Here is a 20,120-nt window from a genome sequence, read left to right on the forward strand (position 1 = left end):
AAATTATGAAAACAGTAATAAAAATACCAATTACGCTATCAGTACTTATAGCACTATTATGTATACCTCTTTCTTGTACAGATGGTTTTGAGGAGCTAAATACAAATCCAAAACTAATTACTGATGATGATATAAAACCTTCCCTATTGTTTACAAGGGTATTGAAGGAGTCTGGTTTTGATATTTTAAACGTAGGCCGAATAGGGGAATTCTCCAGCTATATAAAAAGAGGGGATTCGGGTAACATGCTTGCCCTTACCGATTTTTCGGAACCGTTTAATTATTATACTGCCTATATAGAAAACTTGGCGGCAATTATTAGGCTTACGGCCGATGACCCTGAGTTGCGCAATCAAAATGCCATGGCTAGAATATGGAAAGTCTGGGTATACCATCGTATGACAGATGCCTATGGTGATATTCCTTATACTGAGGTTGCCACTTCTTTTGATGATATAGTACTGTATCCGAAATATGATACGCAGGAATCAATATATGTGGACATGTTAAAAGAGTTGAAGGAAGCCGCGTCAGCATTGAGTACTTCGTCGGAGCAAAAAGGTTTTGGTGCTGCAGATGTGCTTTTTGCCGGTGATGCGGATTCATGGAAACGATTTGCAAATTCTTTGAGATTGAGATTGGCTTTAAGGGTTCGTTATGCCGACGAGACTATGGCACAACAAAATGTGGGAGATGTATTTTCATCTAGTTTAATCGCCAACAATGACCAAAATGCGGTTATTACCAGTGAGGGCCCTGATGCAGCGGATTTATCCAATACCAACCCACTATATCAAGAAGTAGTGAATGGTAACCCTGGTGCTGGATCTTCAATTTCTGCCGGCCTGGCATTGGTTGAGAATCTGTTGAACAATGATGATCCCCGATTGACGATATATTTGGAACCTAATAATGATTTGGAATATATAGGCGGGGCTATAAATCTAACTGCTGAAGAAAAGGCACTCTATCCGCAGTCGTCCAAATGGAGCCAATACTTTCGTAATGCCACATATGATTTTAATGTAATACAGGCGTCTGAAGTTAACTTTTTAAAAGCGGAGGCTGTTTTAGCAGGTATGGCAACAGGTGATGCCAACGAGTTTTATCAAAATGGAATTACGCTGGCAATGCAACAATATGGTGTTGACCCAGCTGATATTACCGCTTTCCTTTCCTCTCCTGCAGGTGTTCTTTCCGGAACTGATGAGGAGAAACTTGAAATGATCATAACGCAAAAGTACTTGGCACTTATTGGGGATTCATATGAGGTTTTTGCTGAACATCGTAGAACTGGTTATCCCAGGGTTTGGATAGGTAGTGAACCTGCTGCTGAAACAAATAACGCTTTGCCTAGAAGGTTGCCTTATCCACTAATAGAGTATAATTTGAACGCCCAGGGCGTTGAAGGTGCCGCCGGAAGATTGACTGGTGGTGATAAAATGAAATCAAGAATTTGGTGGGATGCCAAAGCTGGTGTGCCTTTTGCACACCCAAAACAGGGGACTTTTCCTCCATATGAATAATTTATAGCTGATTGTTATTCCATTGAATGCCTTCCATTCCCCAGGTATAATTTTTTTAGGGGATGGAATGGTACAAGATGATAACTGTTAAGCATATTGAGTTGGTTTGTTAGTTAGTTATGTTGCGAAGTTGCGGGGATAACCTGCAACTTTGCCATATATCCAAACCCTATAAATCCACACAACTGCTTTAATCAATTGTCTATCAGGTAGATATATAAATTTCAATATACCCTTACTCCCACTTTTAATGATGACCATATGAAAAACAAACAAAACGTATTATTTTATTTAAAATCCAAAAGTACTCCTGTGGTCTTTTGGGGAGGTTTTGGCAAGTCGTTGCAAGCAATTTTCACCTTATTTATGCTAGCAGGAACCCTATTATCCTGCGAAGAGAAGAAAAAAAATTCAACAGAACAATCTAACGTTGTCCCAGTGGATGTTTCCGCAAAGGGAAAAACTATTATGGCCGTTTTTGCACATCCGGACGATGAAATTTACATTGGCCCACTCATGGCAAAATATGCACGTGAAGGAGCTAAGGTGCAATTGGTCACCGTAACCGATGGACGTTATGGTACCGGGCAGACCGATTTGAAGCCTGGGGACGAATTAACGGCTTTGCGCCAAGAGGAAGTAAATTGCGCAGCTGATCACATGGGAATTGAAAAGCCCATTTGGATGGGATATCACGATCAATTGAAATTAAAGGACGGTTTTTTTGGACATGTTCCATACATACAGGAAATAATGGTAAAATTGGATAGTCTCGTAATGGATATTGACCCGGATGTAATTATTACATGGGGTCCGGATGGAGGTTCCAATCATATGGACCACAGGTTGGTCGGCGCATCCATGACCCAGGTGTATTTGAGCAAGTCCAGGGTAAAACCCCTAAGTCTGTATTATGTGGCGACTCCTTCGTCCCATATAAAGGATGAAGATCAGCGACTCTTGGCAGGTATTGCGGACGATTACCTTACTACTCAAATTGCTTATTCCGAAGAGGATAGGGAGAATACAATTCTTGCTTTTCAATGCTATAAGACACAGTTTTCCGAGGAGGCCATGAAACGGAGAGCCGATCGATTGAGATCAGGTGATCAAAAAATTTATTTGCGGCCGGTGCTAAAGTCCAAAACAAAAAAAGATAACCTTTTTGTTGTAGATGGCGAGTAGGAACGTTTCATTGAACAGTGAATATATTGGAAGGGATTTTGATGAATAATACGGAATCTGACGTAGTTATTATTGGCGGAGGAATAATTGGTTTGTTCTGTGCCTATTACTTAATGGAAGAGGGAAAAACCGTTACCGTGTTGGATCAAGGACAGATAAAGGATTCTTGTTCCTATGGCAATTGTGGTCTGGTAAGCCCAAGTCACGCCCTGCCATTGAACAGTCCTCAACTACTATTAAAGGCATTGGTATGGCTTTTTCAAAAGAATTCCCCTTTTTATATCAAGCCACAAATGGATATGGAATTTATGGGTTGGATGATGGGGTTTGCATTTAATTCCTTTAGTGGGAAGCAGCTGGAAAAAAGTATGAAAGGCCGTGGCAGCTTGTTGATGGATTCCAGGACATTGTACGATGATATTTTTAAAGAACATAAGTGGGACTGTAATTGGGCACCCAGTGGAATACATTTTGTTTACAGCCAGGAAAAGAGTTTTAACGCCTATCAGAGTAAAGATTCAAAACTGGCAGAATTGGGTCTGGCGGCCGAACCCATTATAGGGCGAGAACTTTTTAACAAGGAACCTTCACTAACAGAGCATGCCTATGGCTCTTGGTTTTATAAGATAGATGCTTCTCTCAACCCTGGAAAATTGCTAAATGAACTTCGTGGACACCTGCTATCAAGAGGAGTTCAAATAAGGGAATTATGTAAGGTAGATACCTTTGAGGAATCCAATGGCAGGATTACCGAAATAACTACAAATCACGGCAATTTTAAGGCAAGGGATGTGGTAATGGCTACAGGAGCATGGACGGCCAATTTGGCAAAACAGTTAAAACTTAAAATCCCGGTTATCCCTGGAAAGGGCTATAGTATCACAATGAAATCGCCTACAGTTCATCCAACATGTCCCATTATCTTTGATGAGAACAAGGTAGTTGTTACACCTTGGAAAGAAGGCTATAGATTGGGGGGAACCATGGAGTTTTCGGGTTACGATACCACATATAATGAGCATAGGATCCAAACGCTTAAAAATGTTGCCAATCTATATTTGAAGGAGCCTTATACAAATGAAGGGGTTGAAGAATGGTACGGGTGGAGACCAATGACCAACAATGGTTTGCCCATTATAGATAGATCTCCCGTGCATAACAACTTATTTGTGGCCTGCGGACATAATATGTTGGGGTTAAGTATGGCTCCCAGTACAGGAAAACTTATAACCGAAATGGTGATAGGTAAAGAGAAACACCTTGAAAGTGATCCGTATGCTTTTGCTTGATTGTAATTTTCCAAAGAGGTGTTGGAATTAAGACGAACCAGTGAAAATTTGTCCTTATCTTATGTTTTATTTAGATAAAGGTAATTGGATATTTAAAAAAGAATAAACATTTAAAGATGAAAAGAATCTTATTATTTCGAAGCTTGATCATAGTATTTTTTTGCATTCTAAATACAGTCGCAGCCCAAAAGGGAACATCGGAACTTGCCTCATTGGGAATACATATAATTCCATATCCACAGGAAGTACAACTTGGGGGCGATGACTTTATATTGCAGAACAGCCTGAACGTTATTCTTGATAAGGACGCAACGCCCACGGACCTTAAAACAGCGGAATTATTAAAAAATGCCCTTGTTGATGATTGGGGTCTGACCGTTAATATCTCTCGGGAAAATGACACTAAGGGTATAGTTCTTACCAGAAAGGGTGTTGGCGCTTCCATAAAAGATCAAGGATATAGCCTTGGAACGGACATGGACCGATTGTCGATATTGGCTAAGGATGAGGATGGTTTATTTTATGGAGTACAGACTTTCTTGCAGCTCATTAAAAAAGATAGGACCAGGCTGTTTGTTCCGGGAATGGAAATTTTGGACTGGCCCGATGTAAAAATCCGTGCAGCACATTATGATACCAAGCACCATCAGGATAGGGCAAGTTATGTTAAAAGTTTTATAAGGGATTTGGCCAAATATAAGATCAATATGCTGGTATGGGAATGGGAAGATAAACTGGCATATAAAAGTCATCCCGAAATTGGGGCGCCAGGTGCTTTTACCCTGGAAGAAATGAAGGAATTTACAGCCTATGCCAGAGATTATCACATAGAATTAACTCCTTTGGTACAGGGGTTGGGGCACGTAAGTTTCATATTGAAATGGCCACAGTACAGGGACTTAAGGGAAGTAGAGGATTCAGATTGGGAGTTTTGCCCCTTGGAAGAGGGCACCTATGATCTGCTTTTTGATCTTTGGGACGAAGCCATGGAAGCTACTCCTGGATCCAAATACATTCATATTGGTTCGGACGAGACTTTTGAACTGGGAGTCTGTGATAAATGCCAGGAAAAGGCCAAGGAAATTGGGAATAGTGGTTTGTATCATTTGTTTGCGGAAAAAGCGGCCAAGCATTTAAAGAAATCACGAAAAGTAATGCTTTGGGAAAGACCCATGGGATGGGAAAACAGTGGCTCCCCTATTAAGAATATGAAACCGGATTCAGATCTGGTGCTGACCGAAGAATATCATTATGAGAGTCCTGACTTTAAATTTGCGGGGCAGGCTAAAAATATGGGATTTGAAATGTTTATGTATGACCCTAATCCAGGCTTGGAACCACTTTTTCTACCCTATCATTTTAAAATGACTTCCAATCGTATTTCAAGTTCCCCGAGGAAAGTTAAGGGAAGTCTGAAGGATTCATATGATTTATTGACTGCATCGGCTAACTCTGGACTGTTTCATGGGATGGTCAATACGTCCTGGGACGATTCCGGGCTACATAACCAAATGTGGATGTTAAGTTTTGCAACATCGGCACAATACTCATGGAATGCTACAGCGCCTGGCTTGGAGGAATTTGAAAATTCATTTTTTCAGAACTATTATGGATCAAATGTCAAGGATATGGAAGAGCTATATGAGCTTCTCAATGAGGGAGCTTATTATTATGCCCATTCCATGGAGCGCAATGTTTGGCATCATGGAGATATTGGAAAGACCCACTTGCCCGATCTTCCCCGAGGGCAATATGTAGAATATGACCTGTATTGGAATAACGAGTACTCAGATATAGTAAAGAGGTCCAGAACGCAAAAAGAGAGTATGAAAAGGGCTTTGCAGATTATCGATATCAATATGGGGCAGGTGGAGAGAAATGCCTATGATTTTGAAGTATATCAAAGTATTGCAAAATTGATAGAACATACCTGTCTTACTTATTTGGATCTTTCCGAATTGGAATATACTATAACCCAGGCCCATAAGAATGCGTTCTTGGATAGGGCGGCGACATTGAGAAGTTTGGAAAAGGCGGAACAGCTTATTGGGAATAGTCTCCTGCGAAGAGAAAAAGTGTTTGCAGATCTGGTAAGCGTATGGGAAAAAACAAGATTGCCAAAAGGTATGTCCACCCCGGCTAAAAAATACTTCTTTAAAATGGACCGTTCAAGACATTTTGCCAATAGAACCCCGGACATGAGCTATTTAATTTATGATGAGCAATTGTTGGATATGGAAGGGTATCTTGAAAAGTTACGAGCGTATCGCAAGTCGTTCCAGTTGAAATTTTAAGAGTAATATTTACCATGTATATAATAAATACAAAACCCATGAAAATTGTTTTATGTTGCTTAGTGTTATTTACGCTTTTATCCTGTTCGGAAAAACAGGCCTACTACACCTTGGAAGACTTTGGGAAGGTAGAAAAGATAGACACCCATATTCACGTATCCACTGATAGGGACGTATTTGTGGAACAGGCTAAGAGGGACAATTTTAAGCTTTTGAATATTGTAGTGGACTTTACCAAGGGAAGGGAATTCGTTGAAGAGGAGTTCGCCTACAGGTTGGATCAAAAGAGCAGGCATCCTGAAAGTTTTGAAATGGCAACGGCATTTTCCATTAAAGAATGGGACGATCCAAATTGGTTAAACCAAACTTTGGATTGGTTGAAAAGGAATATAGACGAAGGCGCCCTTGCGGTAAAAGTCTGGAAAAATGTAGGGATGGTCTTTAAGGATTCAACCGGGCAATTAGTAATGGTGGACAATCCCAAGCTCGATACTATATTCAAGTTTTTAACCGAGCGCAAAATACCCGTAATTGGGCATTTGGGCGAACCAAAAAATTGTTGGCTGCCATTAGAGGAGATGTCCGTAAACAATGATCGGGTCTATTTTGAAGAGCATCCACAGTATCATATGCACAAGCATCCTGAACTGCCTACCTATGAGGATCAGATTGCGGCACGGGACAGAATGCTTGAAAAACATCCAGAGCTCATTTTTGTTGGAGCCCATATGGGCAGTTTGGAATGGAGCGTGGACGAATTGGCGAAAAGATTGGATAAATTCCCCAATATGTCCATAGATCTTGCTGCCCGTATAGGTCAGGTTTTTTACCAAACCATTGAGGATAGGGAAAAAGTAAGGGAATTTTTTGTTAAATATCAGGACCGAATTCTATATGCCACGGACTTGTCCGACGGGGGAAAGGATGACCCGAAAAAGCTTATAAGGGAAATGCACGATGCCTGGATACTGGATTGGCAGTTTTTTGTAACCGATGATATTATGACCAGCGATAGGGTAAATAATGAATTTCGCGGGTTGAAACTGCCTAGGGAAGTGGTAGATAAGATATATAATGGCAATGCCAGAAAGTGGTTAAAAATGTTCCCCGGTGAATAGGATGATTAAAAATATCCAAGTTTTTGTGTCCACGTTAAAAGAGGGGCGTAAAATGGTTTTTCTGTTATTCGTTTTCCTTTTTGCCTTATTTGGTTTTGAAGAGGCAAGACAGAATCAGAATGGTTTGGCTATGGTAGGGGGAGCTAAAGGAAAAGGGTTGTCCAATGTGGAAACTCCGCATATAGATTATGTTGCCATGTCTTCTGATCAGTATCACAAAAATTTAACGGAAACCATCTGGTACGACGATTTTTCTACTAAGAAACCGTATATGGATTCCCGTGGGGCACTGGATACCATCGTTAATTTTGGAGTTAAGGGAGGCTCGGTAAATGTAGGATTTAATAAAGGGGATGTTTTTGGACACGGAGATAGGAAGGTGGCTTTTGGGGATTTTCCGGGAAATGGTCCAGTTATAAAACAAGGACAATCGTTTGATGAAATTTACTGGCGTATCTATGTAAAGCATGAATACGGCTGGAACGGTTCCCCTGCAAAAATGTCAAGGGCAACCAGTATAGTATCCGATACATGGAAACAGGCGATGATCGCTCATGTGTGGAATGGTGGGGGACCCGTGTTAACTTTGGATCCGGCTCGGGGTGTATATGATCAAACCGACAGTATAATTACAACCAAGTATAATGATTTTGATAATCTGGTTTGGCTGGGGAATAGTCCAACTTCACAATTTCCACTGACCTCTACCGAAGAATCCGGGTATTGGGTCTTGGTAGAATCCAGGGTAAAGTTAAATACACCAGGCAAAAATGATGGGATAAACCAGCTTTGGATCGATGGGATATTGGAAGTGGAACGCAAAAATCTGAATTTTAGGGGTAACTATACCAAACATGGAATAAATGCTGTTTTTTTGGAGTCGTATTGGAACAAAGGTTCCCTTAAAGATCAAGGTCGTTGGTATGATAATTTTGTTATTGCAACAGTGCCCATCGGACCTGTTATTTGCCCCCGGAATCCCACTTTGGTAAAAACTCCTTACCATGGACCTGGGAAATTAAAGAATTGGGAAGTAGAATTGGCTTCCGATTGCAATGGTGCGGAAAAAGTTTTTGTGTCCAATAATTTGGGTGAGAGTAGCAAAATTATTGTCAATACGGAAACAGGCAATTTTATGGGCCCCTTGAAGGGGAAATCGAAATTGGCTTCCGGAACCATTTATTTTGCCAGGGTTCGTCAACAAAGCTCCCATGGACAATGGTCGGTATGGAGTAGATGGCACCAAGGGTTTAATGTGGAATAGGGCGGTGGCTACTTAGTTTTATCAAGGGTTAAAAATCAATATAGTTAATGAAAACAGTTTTACTAAAAATATATTTTACACTAATAGCCTCATTGGCCACCCTTGGAGTTGGTGCCCAATCGGTAGACTTCAATTCGGAACATATCCAAATTAGGTTCGACTCCAATTTTAACCGTGACATAAATTGGTTGGATGCCGAGGGCAATAGGTTGACTTATTTTGATCCTGAAATTCAAGAAGGTATTGTAGTCAATGGTAGATTGTACAAGTCATTCAAAATTGATCGGGACAGGGTGGTACGGAAATCGGTAGATCACAGTGAATTTGGGAAATGTGTACAAATGGTTGTAAGCGGAATTTATACCAATCAAGATTTATCGCTTCAAAAAACAACGACCATCCTTTTTCCGAAGGATTTTAATAATTCGGCCATTTTTGAGACGTCCTATCGCAATTTAGGGAATCAAAAAATAAGAATAGATACCGTATACAGTCAAAGGGTAGCTTTAAAATCCAATGAATCCTTGGCAGTGGAAAAGGGGAAGTACAATCTGGTCTCGTTTCAGGGCGGGGTAAACGAATGGGGCAGTGACTATGCTGTAATTGGTCTTGAACCGGGCTTTTCACAGGATAATTCTCAAGGGATGCACCCTACGGCCAAAGGAGAAATTATAGGGGGAGGTATGCCATTTATTGATGTTTGGGGAAAAAATATGGGAGTGGCATTGGCACATCTGGGAAAACAGCCGGAATGGGTTTCCTTACCTGTAAGGATGGATGTCGACAACACGGTTGACATGGGTATTACCGAGATACCGGAGGAACGCCTCGGATTAAAAAAATGGTTGTCTCCCAATGAAGTTTATACCACTGTAATGACTACCGTCATCTTTCACAAGTTGGACTATTACAATGCGCTAAATACCTATGGAAATCTTTTGCGTAAACGAGGAGTAAATATTCCAAGGTCATCGCCTGAGGCTGCCTATGAACCCTATTGGAAAAGTTGGGGCTTTGAGTTGGATTTTACGTTGGATGAAATTTATGGAATTCTTCCTGAACTGAAGAATATGGGAATTAAGGTAGCCAATCTGGATGATGGTTGGTTTGATTATTATGGGGACTGGGAAGTAAACAAAGCCATCGGAAAATTTCCGGGCGGTCGTCAGGATATGGTCAAATTCGTAGATCGGGTTCATCAAGAGGGATTTAAGACCAATCTGTGGTGGTATCCTTTGGGCGTTAGTGCCGAGAGCCAATTGGCTAAAAAGCACAGTGAGTATTTGGTCATGGATGAGGCCGGTACATATCCAGTAGATGTCCGCGGATTGTATCAATTATGTCCGGCATATGACCCGGCGATGAAGCATGTGGAGAATCTGGTAAAACGTTTTGTGGTGGATTGGGATTATGATGGTCTTTATTCCGACACCAGAGGACTATCGGCCGTACCTCCCTGTTTTAATGTGGTGCACGATCATGCTACTCCTCTAGAATCATTCCAGAGGGTTCCGAAAGTATTTGAGGTAATAAAATCGACCTTGGATAAATATAAAAAGCATTCCATTCACGAGGTATGTATTTGTGCTGTACCCCATTCACCATATAATATGCCTTATTACGATATAGCGAATGCTTCCGACCCCATTAACTCATTGCAGACCAGACGTAGAATAAAAGTGGAAAAAGCCATTCACGGTCCGGCTTATGCCGTTGGGGACTGTTATCAGGTGCCAGAGGACGAGTGGAGTGGTTTTTCAGTGCCTCAGGACTTTGAAAGTGCCATGGGTACCGGGGCGCAAGTGACTACTTTTTATACGGATCTGGACCTTGAACAACAAATGGATTGGAAGCGCTGGGTGAAGGAATATAATGAAAAGAAACTAAGTAGTGCCACCTATACCAATCTTTATGATATAGCCTTTGATAGGCCCGAAGTACATGTAGTGGAAAAAGAAGGACAGCTTTTTTACGGCTTGTACGCCGATCTTTGGTCAAAAGTAGATAGTATTGAACTACGGGGGTTAAGAAAAGGGGTAAATTATGAGGTATATGACTATGCCAATAATCGGAAAATGGCCAATGTACATGGAGATAGTCCATATATTAATATTGGTTTCCGCGACCATCTATTGATTCAAGTGGTTCCTGAAAATAAATAGAAAGGGGTTATAACAATTTGATTGAACATTAATTTGAACATTAATTTGCAAATTAAAATTTTACGCTTGTGAAAATACTCATTTTGGTATGCTGTTTTATAGTCCTACAAGACACTTTTGTACATGATGGGGGGAATTCCCTTGAGAAAGAAAATAGGGTTATTTTTCGCGAGGATTTTGAAAAGGCCTCAGTGGAGGAGGTGCTTCAGAATTGGGACGATAGTAAAAACTCCAAAGGCATGTCATTGTCCAACGATGTCCCAAAAGGAAGTTCAGGAAAAAAATCGCTTATGATGACCTATGTTGCCGGAAAGAATGAGGGGGGACATCTTTTTAAAAGTTTTCCAATGGGCCATGAGGTGTTGTATGCACGTTTTTATGTTAAATTTTTGACCGCAAATAGCCACATCCATCATTTGGTAAAATTGGGGGGATATCAACCCGCTGTGCCATATCCCATGGGATTGGCAGGGCTTAAGCCTAATGGGCAGGATTTTTTAATGTCTGGAATAGAATTCCCGGATAATAAAAATTGGCATTGGGGATTTTATACCTATTGGATGCACATGGCGGGAAGTCCAAAAAACTATTGGGGCAACGTATTCTTCCCTAAAACCGAGAAAAAAGCACCTGTGGGGGAATGGATATGTGTAGAGTTTATGATAAAATTGAACTCTCCAGTAGATTCTTACAATGGAGAGCAGGCATTTTGGATAAATGGCGAAAAAGTACTCCATTTGGGGGAAGGATTTCCCAAAATAAATAATAGAGGTGGACATAATAAAGAAAGTTCATCAGGGAACGCTTTTCAAGGCTATCAATGGAGGGATAATGAAAAATTGAAATTAACCTTATTTTGGTTGAATTATTATATGACCAAAGGGGTCGAAGGGGAAATAGATCACATTTTATTTGACGAAGTTGTAGTATCCAATAAATATATTGGTCCTCTAAAGTAGTAGTCGGGATAGTGGATAAATTAAATAGAATTTAGTATGGGCAAGGTAAAGTTATTAGTTTGTATTTTTATTTTGGGCAATGCAGTGGTTTTCTCACAAGTGTCCGATTTTAAGGTGGCTCCCAATTTTGATCAGACCAATAACATAAGGTGCTATCTTAGTAATGTTGCTAGCGGGATTACCCAAAATGCTTTAAAAGATATCCATAACCTTACAGATTGGGAAAAGGTTCGTGAAGAACGTTACGAACAATTCTGTGAGATGATGGGGCTACAAGGAAAACAGCTGAGTGGAAATAGGCCTGCACTCAAAATCACTAAAACGGGGGTCATACAAAAAGAGGGTTATCGCATAGAGAAATTGTATTATGAATCCCTTCCCGGTCTATATGTGCCGGCCAATCTTTATATTCCGGATGGCATTAAAAAACCCGTTCCGGCCATTTTATATGTCTGTGGGCATTCACACACCCAAAAACACCATTATCAAGCACACGCCAAAAATTTTGCCCAAAATGGTTTTGTGTGTTTAATAATAGAAACGATACAGAGAGGTGAGGTAAAAGGGGAACATTTGGGCCAGGAATCCAACGGTTGGTTTCAATGGTACAGCAAAGGTTACAATCCAGGGGGTGTCGAAATATGGAACGGAATAAGGGGCTTGGATCTTTTAAGTAAAATGCCCGAAGTGGATAAGGATAAATTAGGGGTTACGGGAATTTCTGGTGGTGGATCCCAAAGCTGGTATTTGCCAGCTATTGACAGGAGGGTGAAAGCTGCGGCTGCAGTAGCAGGGGCTGGCTCATTGGAAGGTCAAATTACACAAAAGACCATTGACGACCATTGCGATTGTATGATGCCAATAAATACCTATGGAATAGATTTCTCCGATATTGGAGCCTTGATAGCCCCAAGGCCGTTTATGATTGCCCAAACCAATCGGGATCTATATTATTCCCTAGAATCGGTACACACTTTATTCGAAAAAATTAAACCTATTTATTCATTCTACGGAAAATCGGATAACCTGATTATGAAAGAGGCAAGTGGTCCCCATAGCTATGGATCCAATGAAGAGTTACGGCCAGAAATTTTATCGTTTTTTCTTAAGGAACTGAGTGGTATTAATAAGTCTGTGGAACAAATTGGGGAAATCGATATTACCAAAGAATTAAGCAATGATGCCTTGAAAGCCTACACAATTAGTGGGCCACCAAAAGATGACAGGACCACGACTATTCAAGATTCCTTCGTTGAATTGGCGTCCCCTCCTTCTATAGGGAATATGGCCGAGTTTACCAATTATAAACGGGAGGTAGTGACTTTTTTAAAGAAAAAAACATTTGGGGCATTTCCAAAACAGCCTGTTCCGCTGGATATTAGGTCCGAATTTCGGGCTTTGGACGGGAGTGGTACACAGAGACAGGATTACAGTTTTGTTCCTGAGGAGGGGTGGCGTTTAAAATTCTCCTTACGAGGAAGAAACCTGTATGATTCCATCCCGTCCCGTCCCTTGTTACTGGTTCTGAGAAATCCTGACGAAGAGCGATGGTCTTCTGAGTCCATGATTGCCGGGGCATTGAAAGATATGGAGGTAGCCTATTTTGAGGCCCGGGGCATAGGCGAGACCGGTTGGTCGCCTAGCTTGCAATGGCATATTAGAAGATCTGCTGCATGGACTGGCCGTACTATTGCCTCGATGAGGGTTTATGATGTATTGAGGTGTTTACAGGCCTTACGGGAGATACCCGGTATCAACACCAAAACAATTCATATAGCTGCCCAAGGAGAAATGGCGGTAGTCGCCGCCTATGCTGCATTGCTGGATGGCAATGTGAAAACCCTTTTGCTTAAAGATCCACCCGCAACGCAAAATGTTGTTAGCGATCCTTCTGGTAGAGGAGAGGCCTTGGAAATGCTAAATAGTTTAAGGGTGACCGATATACCCCAGGTAGTGGGTTTAAATTTTCCGAATGAATTGGTGATGGTTGGGAACCCATCAAGTACTTTTGAATGGACCAAAAACCTGTATTCGAATTTGAAAATGCCTGATGCATATTTGCAGGTGGATAAAATATCGCAATGGGTGAACAAATAATTAATATAAAATAATAAAAATGAAAAAGACAAAATACGGATTGTATTTATGTGCATTGTTGATAGGGTTGGGGTGTAAGGAGAAAAAGAAGGAAGTAGCTAAAACCGAGGTACGGGAAGATTTTCCATCCGAAATGGTCTCTTTTGAGCCAAATCCCAAAGCTCCTGTTTTTATGGGAGTCAATGCAGAAAATGCCTGGGATAAAAACTTAAGGGAAAGGGGATATATATTATTTGAGGATGATATATATAAAATGTGGTATACCGGTTATAACGATAGTATTAGCCCCAAAAGATTTCTAGGGCTGGCCACTTCCAAAGACGGAATAAATTGGGAGCGTTATACGGAAAAGCCCTTGGACTCTGAAACATGGATAGAAGATATGCAGGTGGTTAAATATAAACAGGAGTATTATATGTTCGCTGAAGGTAAGAATGATGTTGCCCATTTATTGACTTCTCCAGCCGGAATTAATTGGACGTCCCAAGGAAATCTCACCATCTTGAAGGCCAATGGTGAGCCCATAAGTGATGGTCCGTTTGGAACTCCTACGGTGTGGATAGAGGGCAATAAAAAATATCTTTTTTATGAGCGGGATGATTTAGGTATATGGTTGGCAACATCTGAAGATTTTAAGACATGGACCAATGTTAAGGATGAGGAAGTGCTTAAAATGGGGCCGGAAGGTTATGACTCTGGAGCAGTGGCGGCCAATCAAATCGTTAAGTATGAGGGCCAATATTTTATGTATTACCACGGTTCGTCCAATCCGGATTGGATGAAACCAGGGGTGGTGGCACTATGGACATCCAACGTGGCAATGTCCACAGATTTGATACATTGGACAAAATATCGGGAAAACCCTATAGTGGAAGGGGATTATTCCAGCCCAATTCTGGTAGACAATGGAGAGGAATTTATACTGTATACCATGCACGACAAAGTACACAGGTATGTGCCTGGGAATTAACGAAATTGGGATAAAAGGTTGCAAGGCTGAATATGCATCAATGTGGGTTATAGTGGCTGCTTTTCCTTAGATTTGCAATATTCCTTTTTATTTAAGAAAGTTAATTATTTTAATCATTAGGGGCCTTAAAGTTTAGGTCATCAATTAATACAACATACAACTTATGACTAAAAAAAATTCAACGGTGGAGCGTAGATCTATCATTATTGGGGATCTCGAATTTAATGGAAAAGTAGATGTTAGGGAACTTAGTGCTAAGTTAGGAGTTAGTGAGGTAACCATTCGAAATGACTTGGCTCAATTGGAAAAAAAGAATATCCTGATTCGAGCTAGGGGCGGGGCCCTTCGTATGGACCCCGTTGGAATAGATTATCATATTTCAGAAAAGGATAAAATTAATATTAAAGCCAAGCAAAGCATCGGCATAGCTGCGGCCAAGTTTGTAGGTAGTGGTGATACGATTATGATCGATTCAGGAACCACCTCAATGGAGTTTGTTAGGAATCTTGATTCCAAATTGGAATTGACAGTCATTACCAATGCCCTGAACATAGCCAATCAATTGCACCAGAATGATAATGTTCAGGTGATTATGCCGGGAGGGGTTTTGCGAAAAAAGTCTTTTTCCTTAATAGGCACAGCTGCTGAGAAAAGTTTGAGAAACTATTTTTGCGATAAATTGTTTCTTGGAGTGGATGGCATAGATGTGGAAAACGGATTATCCACTCCAAATATTGAGGAAGCCCATTTTAATGGTACTATGATTGAAATGTCCCATCAAATTATTGTACTTGCAGATTCGAGCAAGATTGGAAAGAGAAGTTTGGCCTTTATCGGCCCTATATCCAAAATAGATGTATTGATCACCGATGCCGGTATTACCAACGAGCAGAAAGCTGGTTTTGAAAATTCAGGGGTAAAGGTGATAATAGCTTAAATAGGTACAATTTGTTTTGTTGGCACCTATTTTGAGGATATTAAAATCATGTTCCCCATAATCAATAATGAAATCATCTTTTTTAATAATCCGACTTATAAATGTTTGGAGCCCTGTGGTTTTCCATACCTAGGTCCCCTTGCGCAAGCATAAAACTTTCAAGCAATTTTTTGTTCCATAAGTTCTTTAAGATTTCACTATGTGGAAATATAATTTTTTTCTTAAAATCTCCCTTGTAATTATATTGATAAATGGCTGCAAACCAAAAGAAAGTGGAGGTTTTGGCAGAGATATTAGTAAGGATCCGGAGATTATTGACAATGGCAGGGTAATTTTCGAGGAATTATGTAGCTCGTGCCATAATTTTAAACAGGATGCTATAGGCCCGAATCTCAGTGGTCTTACCCGAGCCTTACCAACTAATTGGATCAAGGAATTTATAAAGAGTCCCATTGGGATGATCGATCTTAAAGATAAACGTGCTGTTGCCCTTAAGGAAAAGTATAAAGCGGTTATGCCCAACTTTCAACATCTTTCGGAGGCGGATATTGAAGCTGTTATAGCTTATATAAATACTTATGGGAAAACCCACCCCAAAAAGGAAACCGACCTAATTGCAATAGAAGACCCGATACCAGAAAAAATAAGCTTTTCAGGGGAAACAGCGAAACTTGAATACATAGGGCAAATACCAGCTTCAAGTACCACGCAGCCATATACCCGGATAAATAAGTTGGCATGCGAAAAAAATTTCGGACGGATATTTGTCAATGACTTACGGGGATCCCTTTATGAACTTAGACAAGGGAAAGCCAATATTTACCTCGACCTAAATAAAACACATCCCAATTTTATAGATAGGAATGGAATGGCAACCGGTTTTGGTAGTTTCGCCTTTCATCCCGAATTCAATAAAAATGGTCTGTTCTATACTTCACATACCGAAGTTGCTGGTTCAAAACAGGCAGATTTTAAACTCCCTGATAGTGTTAAGGTGGTTATGCAAGGTGTTGTTACGGAATGGAAGGCCAAGGACCCTGGATCACTATCATTTTCAGGCCAGACCAGAGAACTTGTTCGATTCGATTTTATTGCCATTTCGCATGGATTACAAGAGATATCTTTCAATCCAAATGCAAACAAGGGCGATATGGATTATGGAAAACTTTATATCTCTCTCGGTGACGGAGGAGCGGTACAAGTGGGGTACCCAAAAATTGCGGATCATCACGGCACTGATGTCTGGGGTAGCATATTGCGTATAGATCCAATGGGAGATAACAGTGCCAATAATAAATATGGTATTCCCAAGGATAATCCTTTCGCCGATTCCATTAGTAAGAGAAAAGAAATATGGGCCTATGGGTTTAGAAACCCCAATAGGATTACGTGGATCGACAGCAACAGAATTTTGGCCAGTGATATTGGTCAAGCAAATATTGAGGAATTGAACATTGTAGAGCCAGGAAATTTTTATGGTTGGCCAATTAGGGAAGGAAAGTTTTTATTTAACCCCAACGGAAATTTCAATAGTGTATATACACTTCCTGATAATGACCATGAAGGTTTATTTACCTATCCTGTGGTTCAATATGACCATGATGAGGGGCCGGCCATTAGCGGTGGATTTATCGCCAAGGGAAAATTGTATAGGGGTAAATATATTTTTGGGGATATCCCAACAGGGAGGATCTTTATAAGCGATTTGGAGGGTACGGATCATCCTAAAATAGAAGAGTTGAAAATTGTAATTGACAATAAGGAAACCAACTTTTATGAATTAACAAAGAGCAGTAGGGTGGATTTAAAATTTGGCAGGGGTTGTGGTGGTGATATCTATATCTTTACCAAGGCCGATGGAAAAATCTATAGACTACAGGAATTATAAATCAATGGAGGTTGAATCTCAAAGGTGGTTTAAAAATAATCATTGACTGAAGTGTTTTTAACAGGAGTATTTATCCCCATTGTTATTAATAACAACCCCTAATTCCAATTGGGTCTAACCACAGCCTAACCTAAATATTTAAATACCTATAAATTGTACTCGATCCCTGATTTCAAAGTGATGTTAAACATTGAAGATAAATTTTCTGGGAGCTTATCTTATTTAAACAAGCTATCTACAAAATAATTATACCCAAAAAGGTATATTTTTTAGCATGTAAATTAAATTATACCCTAAAAGGTATAATTAATATAATTTTTAGTATATTGCACCCATAAGGGTATAATAATGAAAGAATGGGATAGACATAATGCAATTTCTGACTTTGTCAGAACAAGTAGAAAAGATAGTAAAATGACACAGTCAGAGTTATCGGACTTGACCGGTGTTGGACTTCGCTTTGTGCGTGATCTTGAACAGGGAAAACCAAATTTAATGACTGACAAGGTAAATCAAGTATTACTCTTTTTTGGTCATCAATTAACACCAACACCAATAAGCGATGAGACAAGGAGAAATATGGGTGAATAATCAAAAAGCAGGAGTGCTTATTGAAAATGACGAAGGCTATATCTTTCAATACGATAAAGCCTATTTATCAATGAAAAATGCAACACCGGTCTCCTTAACTTTCCCTTTACAGGAACCACCTTTTACATCAGATAATTTATTTCCTTTTTTTGACGGGCTGATACCTGAAGGCTGGCTGCTCGACATTGCTCAAAAAAACTGGAAACTCAATCCACGTGATCGAATGGGATTATTGCTAACGACCTGTCGCGATTGCATAGGAAATATAAGTATTATAGAAAATGAGTAATTGCTTAGCTTGCCATAAAAAACTAGATTCAGGAGATATTCAATATCATCCTGCCTGTCTTGCTGCTTTTTGGAAGCAAGATACTCCGGTACTAAAATTAGATTATGAAATCTCTCAAATTAACGAACTGGCCGCAGAAAATGTAGCACAGCGAATTATTGTGACAGGAGTACAACCAAAATTATCCATGGGTTTCACAGAAATAGAAACTGAAGAACGCTTAACGATTGTAGGAGCTTTAAATGGGAGGTATATTTTAAAGCCACCCTTTGCTACGTATCCGCAAATGCCAGAAATTGAAGCGTTATCTATGCTTATGGCCAAGTCTTGTGGTATTGCTACAGTCCCGTTTTTATTAATCCCATTAAAAGGCGGTGAATTAGCTTACCTCACACGTCGCATTGACCGTAATGCCAAAGGCGACAAGTTTGCGATGGAGGATGCCTGTCAATTCAGTGAACGTATGACAGAACACAAGTATAGGGGGTCCTACGAGCAAATCGCCAAAGGTATTCTTGCCTACTCTAAAAACCCGTTAAAGGATATCGTTCATTTTTATGAGCAAGTAATCGTGTCTTTCTTGATAGGGAATAACGATATGCACTTAAAGAACTTTTCACTTATCGCAAAAGAACCCAACGCTTACGAGCTGACTCCAGCCTATGATATGATCGCTGCGCAATTATTATTATTACCGGACGACATAGATGATTTGGCTTTAAACATCAATGGTGAAAAGCGAAAGTTAAAACGATCCGATTTTAACGAAGCTATGTTAAAAGCACATATACCGGAAAAAGCAATTGAAAATCTTTGGAAGCGAATAGAAAAAGGAATGGGGCAATGGTCAGAATTAATAAATAACAGTTTTCTTTCCTCAGAACAAAAAGAGCGATTTAGAAAATTGATAAATAGAAAGATAGTACAGTTGGAATTAACTGTAATTATTTAAAAATCAAGTTCACCTAGAAATTAGACCGCAATAGAACACCATTCGCAATTTTATCGAAATTGACAAGTATTCTTTGTTGTAACAAACGCATCCGCTGAATCCTTCAACGCTAAAATAAAGGCATTCAGGGCGCAATTCAGAGGCGTTAGAAATACAGAATTCTTCCTGTTTAGGTTAACTCAATTATTTGCATAAATATCCAAATACCCAGAAATTGTACTTGATCCATTATATTCTTAAAATGGTAAAAACCCAACTTTTGGACTTGATCCTGGCTTTACAAGGAAACCAAGGTCGCTAAAAGAAATAGGGGGTTGAGTTCAGAGGTAGTAAAAGTTACTGGATTCTTTCCTTCGCTTCGCTTCGGAAAGGGCCTTGGGGGTGGCTTTACAAGGAAAGCTCCAGCGCTGTTGCGCTGTCATTTTTTTTATGTCGCCTGCTTAAGCAAGTACACTTGCTCAGCATACTCCATAAAAAAAAGAGGCTGTTTAAAAAGGCAGTCTCTTTTTTTTGTTTATGATTTTAAAAAAAGTATTGATTTTCTTATCTTAATGGTATGAAAAGCAATGTCGTTTGGAAGACCAATAATCAGACGCAAT

15 protein-coding genes and 1 pseudogene are annotated in these 20,120 nt (G+C 40.0%); all 16 read left to right on the top strand.

Translation table 11 applies throughout. From position 1 onward, the window contains the following. Window positions 1-5 precede the first annotated feature (5 nt). On the top strand, window positions 6-1,526 hold the full coding sequence (locus C7972_RS03250) for a SusD/RagB family nutrient-binding outer membrane lipoprotein (RefSeq protein WP_110354742.1): 1,521 nt from the start codon (window positions 6-8) through the stop codon (window positions 1,524-1,526). Window positions 1,527-1,787: 261 nt separating this feature from the next. Continuing rightward, window positions 1,788-2,711, top strand: a complete 924-nt coding sequence (locus tag C7972_RS03255) for a PIG-L deacetylase family protein (RefSeq protein ID WP_110354743.1) — start codon at window positions 1,788-1,790, stop codon at window positions 2,709-2,711. A gap of 41 nt (window positions 2,712-2,752) precedes the next feature. Beyond that, window positions 2,753-4,000: an FAD-binding oxidoreductase gene (locus C7972_RS03260; protein ID WP_146216256.1), complete on the top strand. Its 1,248-nt coding sequence runs from the start codon at window positions 2,753-2,755 to the stop codon at window positions 3,998-4,000. A 116-nt stretch (window positions 4,001-4,116) separates the two neighbouring features. Continuing rightward, entirely contained in the window at window positions 4,117-6,294 is a 2,178-nt protein-coding gene (locus tag C7972_RS03265) for a beta-N-acetylhexosaminidase (protein WP_110354745.1), read from the top strand. 38 nt (window positions 6,295-6,332) lie between these two features. Continuing rightward, window positions 6,333-7,412, top strand: coding sequence for an amidohydrolase family protein (locus C7972_RS03270; protein WP_110354820.1), 1,080 nt, complete (start codon window positions 6,333-6,335; stop codon window positions 7,410-7,412). Between the two features lie 52 nt (window positions 7,413-7,464). After that, the gene (locus C7972_RS03275) at window positions 7,465-8,676 is read left to right on the top strand and encodes a hypothetical protein (RefSeq protein ID WP_181422802.1); all 1,212 of its coding nucleotides are present in this window, start codon (window positions 7,465-7,467) and stop codon (window positions 8,674-8,676) included. 47 nt (window positions 8,677-8,723) lie between these two features. Next, window positions 8,724-10,838 (top strand): alpha-galactosidase, encoded by a 2,115-nt coding sequence (locus C7972_RS03280; protein WP_110354747.1) that lies wholly within the window; start codon window positions 8,724-8,726, stop codon window positions 10,836-10,838. Window positions 10,839-10,906: 68 nt separating this feature from the next. Next, window positions 10,907-11,797: a hypothetical protein gene (locus C7972_RS03285; RefSeq protein ID WP_110354748.1), complete on the top strand. Its 891-nt coding sequence runs from the start codon at window positions 10,907-10,909 to the stop codon at window positions 11,795-11,797. Window positions 11,798-11,833: 36 nt separating this feature from the next. Continuing rightward, window positions 11,834-13,894: a S9 family peptidase gene (locus C7972_RS03290; protein WP_110354749.1), complete on the top strand. Its 2,061-nt coding sequence runs from the start codon at window positions 11,834-11,836 to the stop codon at window positions 13,892-13,894. A 19-nt stretch (window positions 13,895-13,913) separates the two neighbouring features. Beyond that, window positions 13,914-14,864: a glycosylase gene (locus C7972_RS03295; protein ID WP_110354750.1), complete on the top strand. Its 951-nt coding sequence runs from the start codon at window positions 13,914-13,916 to the stop codon at window positions 14,862-14,864. Between the two features lie 163 nt (window positions 14,865-15,027). Continuing rightward, entirely contained in the window at window positions 15,028-15,801 is a 774-nt protein-coding gene (agaR, locus tag C7972_RS03300) for a transcriptional repressor AgaR (protein ID WP_110354751.1), read from the top strand. Between the two features lie 199 nt (window positions 15,802-16,000). After that, entirely contained in the window at window positions 16,001-17,689 is a 1,689-nt protein-coding gene (locus tag C7972_RS03305; protein ID WP_110354752.1) for a PQQ-dependent sugar dehydrogenase, read from the top strand. A 348-nt stretch (window positions 17,690-18,037) separates the two neighbouring features. Next, a complete protein-coding gene (locus C7972_RS03310; RefSeq protein WP_110354753.1) occupies window positions 18,038-18,280 on the top strand; it encodes a helix-turn-helix transcriptional regulator in 243 nt (80 codons plus the stop codon). After that, a complete protein-coding gene (locus C7972_RS03315; protein WP_110354754.1) occupies window positions 18,252-18,569 on the top strand; it encodes a HipA N-terminal domain-containing protein in 318 nt (105 codons plus the stop codon). Before C7972_RS03310 ends, C7972_RS03315 begins: the two co-directional genes overlap by 29 nt. After that, window positions 18,562-19,521 (top strand): HipA domain-containing protein, encoded by a 960-nt coding sequence (locus C7972_RS03320; RefSeq protein ID WP_110354755.1) that lies wholly within the window; start codon window positions 18,562-18,564, stop codon window positions 19,519-19,521. The genes C7972_RS03315 and C7972_RS03320 overlap by 8 nt, the downstream gene beginning before the upstream one ends. A gap of 81 nt (window positions 19,522-19,602) precedes the next feature. Further along, a pseudogene (locus C7972_RS03325) lies at window positions 19,603-19,716 on the top strand (transposase); the annotation flags it as partial. Window positions 19,717-20,120: the final 404 nt, after the last annotated feature.

The organism is Arenibacter sp. ARW7G5Y1, from assembly GCF_003201775.1.
In the GTDB taxonomy this organism is placed as follows: domain Bacteria; phylum Bacteroidota; class Bacteroidia; order Flavobacteriales; family Flavobacteriaceae; genus Arenibacter.

Bases quoted from the DNA above. Each gene is read 5' to 3' on its own strand.
- C7972_RS03250 (WP_110354742.1), top strand. From the start codon at position 6: ATGAAAACAGTAATAAAAATACCAATTACGCTATCAGTACTTATAGCA.
- C7972_RS03255 (WP_110354743.1), top strand. From the start codon at position 1,788: ATGAAAAACAAACAAAACGTATTATTTTATTTAAAATCCAAAAGTACT.
- C7972_RS03260 (WP_146216256.1), top strand. From the start codon at position 2,753: ATGAATAATACGGAATCTGACGTAGTTATTATTGGCGGAGGAATAATT.
- C7972_RS03265 (WP_110354745.1), top strand. From the start codon at position 4,117: ATGAAAAGAATCTTATTATTTCGAAGCTTGATCATAGTATTTTTTTGC.
- C7972_RS03270 (WP_110354820.1), top strand. From the start codon at position 6,333: ATGAAAATTGTTTTATGTTGCTTAGTGTTATTTACGCTTTTATCCTGT.
- C7972_RS03275 (WP_181422802.1), top strand. From the start codon at position 7,465: ATGGTTTTTCTGTTATTCGTTTTCCTTTTTGCCTTATTTGGTTTTGAA.
- C7972_RS03280 (WP_110354747.1), top strand. From the start codon at position 8,724: ATGAAAACAGTTTTACTAAAAATATATTTTACACTAATAGCCTCATTG.
- C7972_RS03290 (WP_110354749.1), top strand. From the start codon at position 11,834: ATGGGCAAGGTAAAGTTATTAGTTTGTATTTTTATTTTGGGCAATGCA.
- C7972_RS03295 (WP_110354750.1), top strand. From the start codon at position 13,914: ATGAAAAAGACAAAATACGGATTGTATTTATGTGCATTGTTGATAGGG.
- agaR (WP_110354751.1), top strand. From the start codon at position 15,028: ATGACTAAAAAAAATTCAACGGTGGAGCGTAGATCTATCATTATTGGG.
- C7972_RS03305 (WP_110354752.1), top strand. From the start codon at position 16,001: ATGTGGAAATATAATTTTTTTCTTAAAATCTCCCTTGTAATTATATTG.
- C7972_RS03310 (WP_110354753.1), top strand. From the start codon at position 18,038: ATGAAAGAATGGGATAGACATAATGCAATTTCTGACTTTGTCAGAACA.
- C7972_RS03315 (WP_110354754.1), top strand. From the start codon at position 18,252: ATGAGACAAGGAGAAATATGGGTGAATAATCAAAAAGCAGGAGTGCTT.
- C7972_RS03320 (WP_110354755.1), top strand. From the start codon at position 18,562: ATGAGTAATTGCTTAGCTTGCCATAAAAAACTAGATTCAGGAGATATT.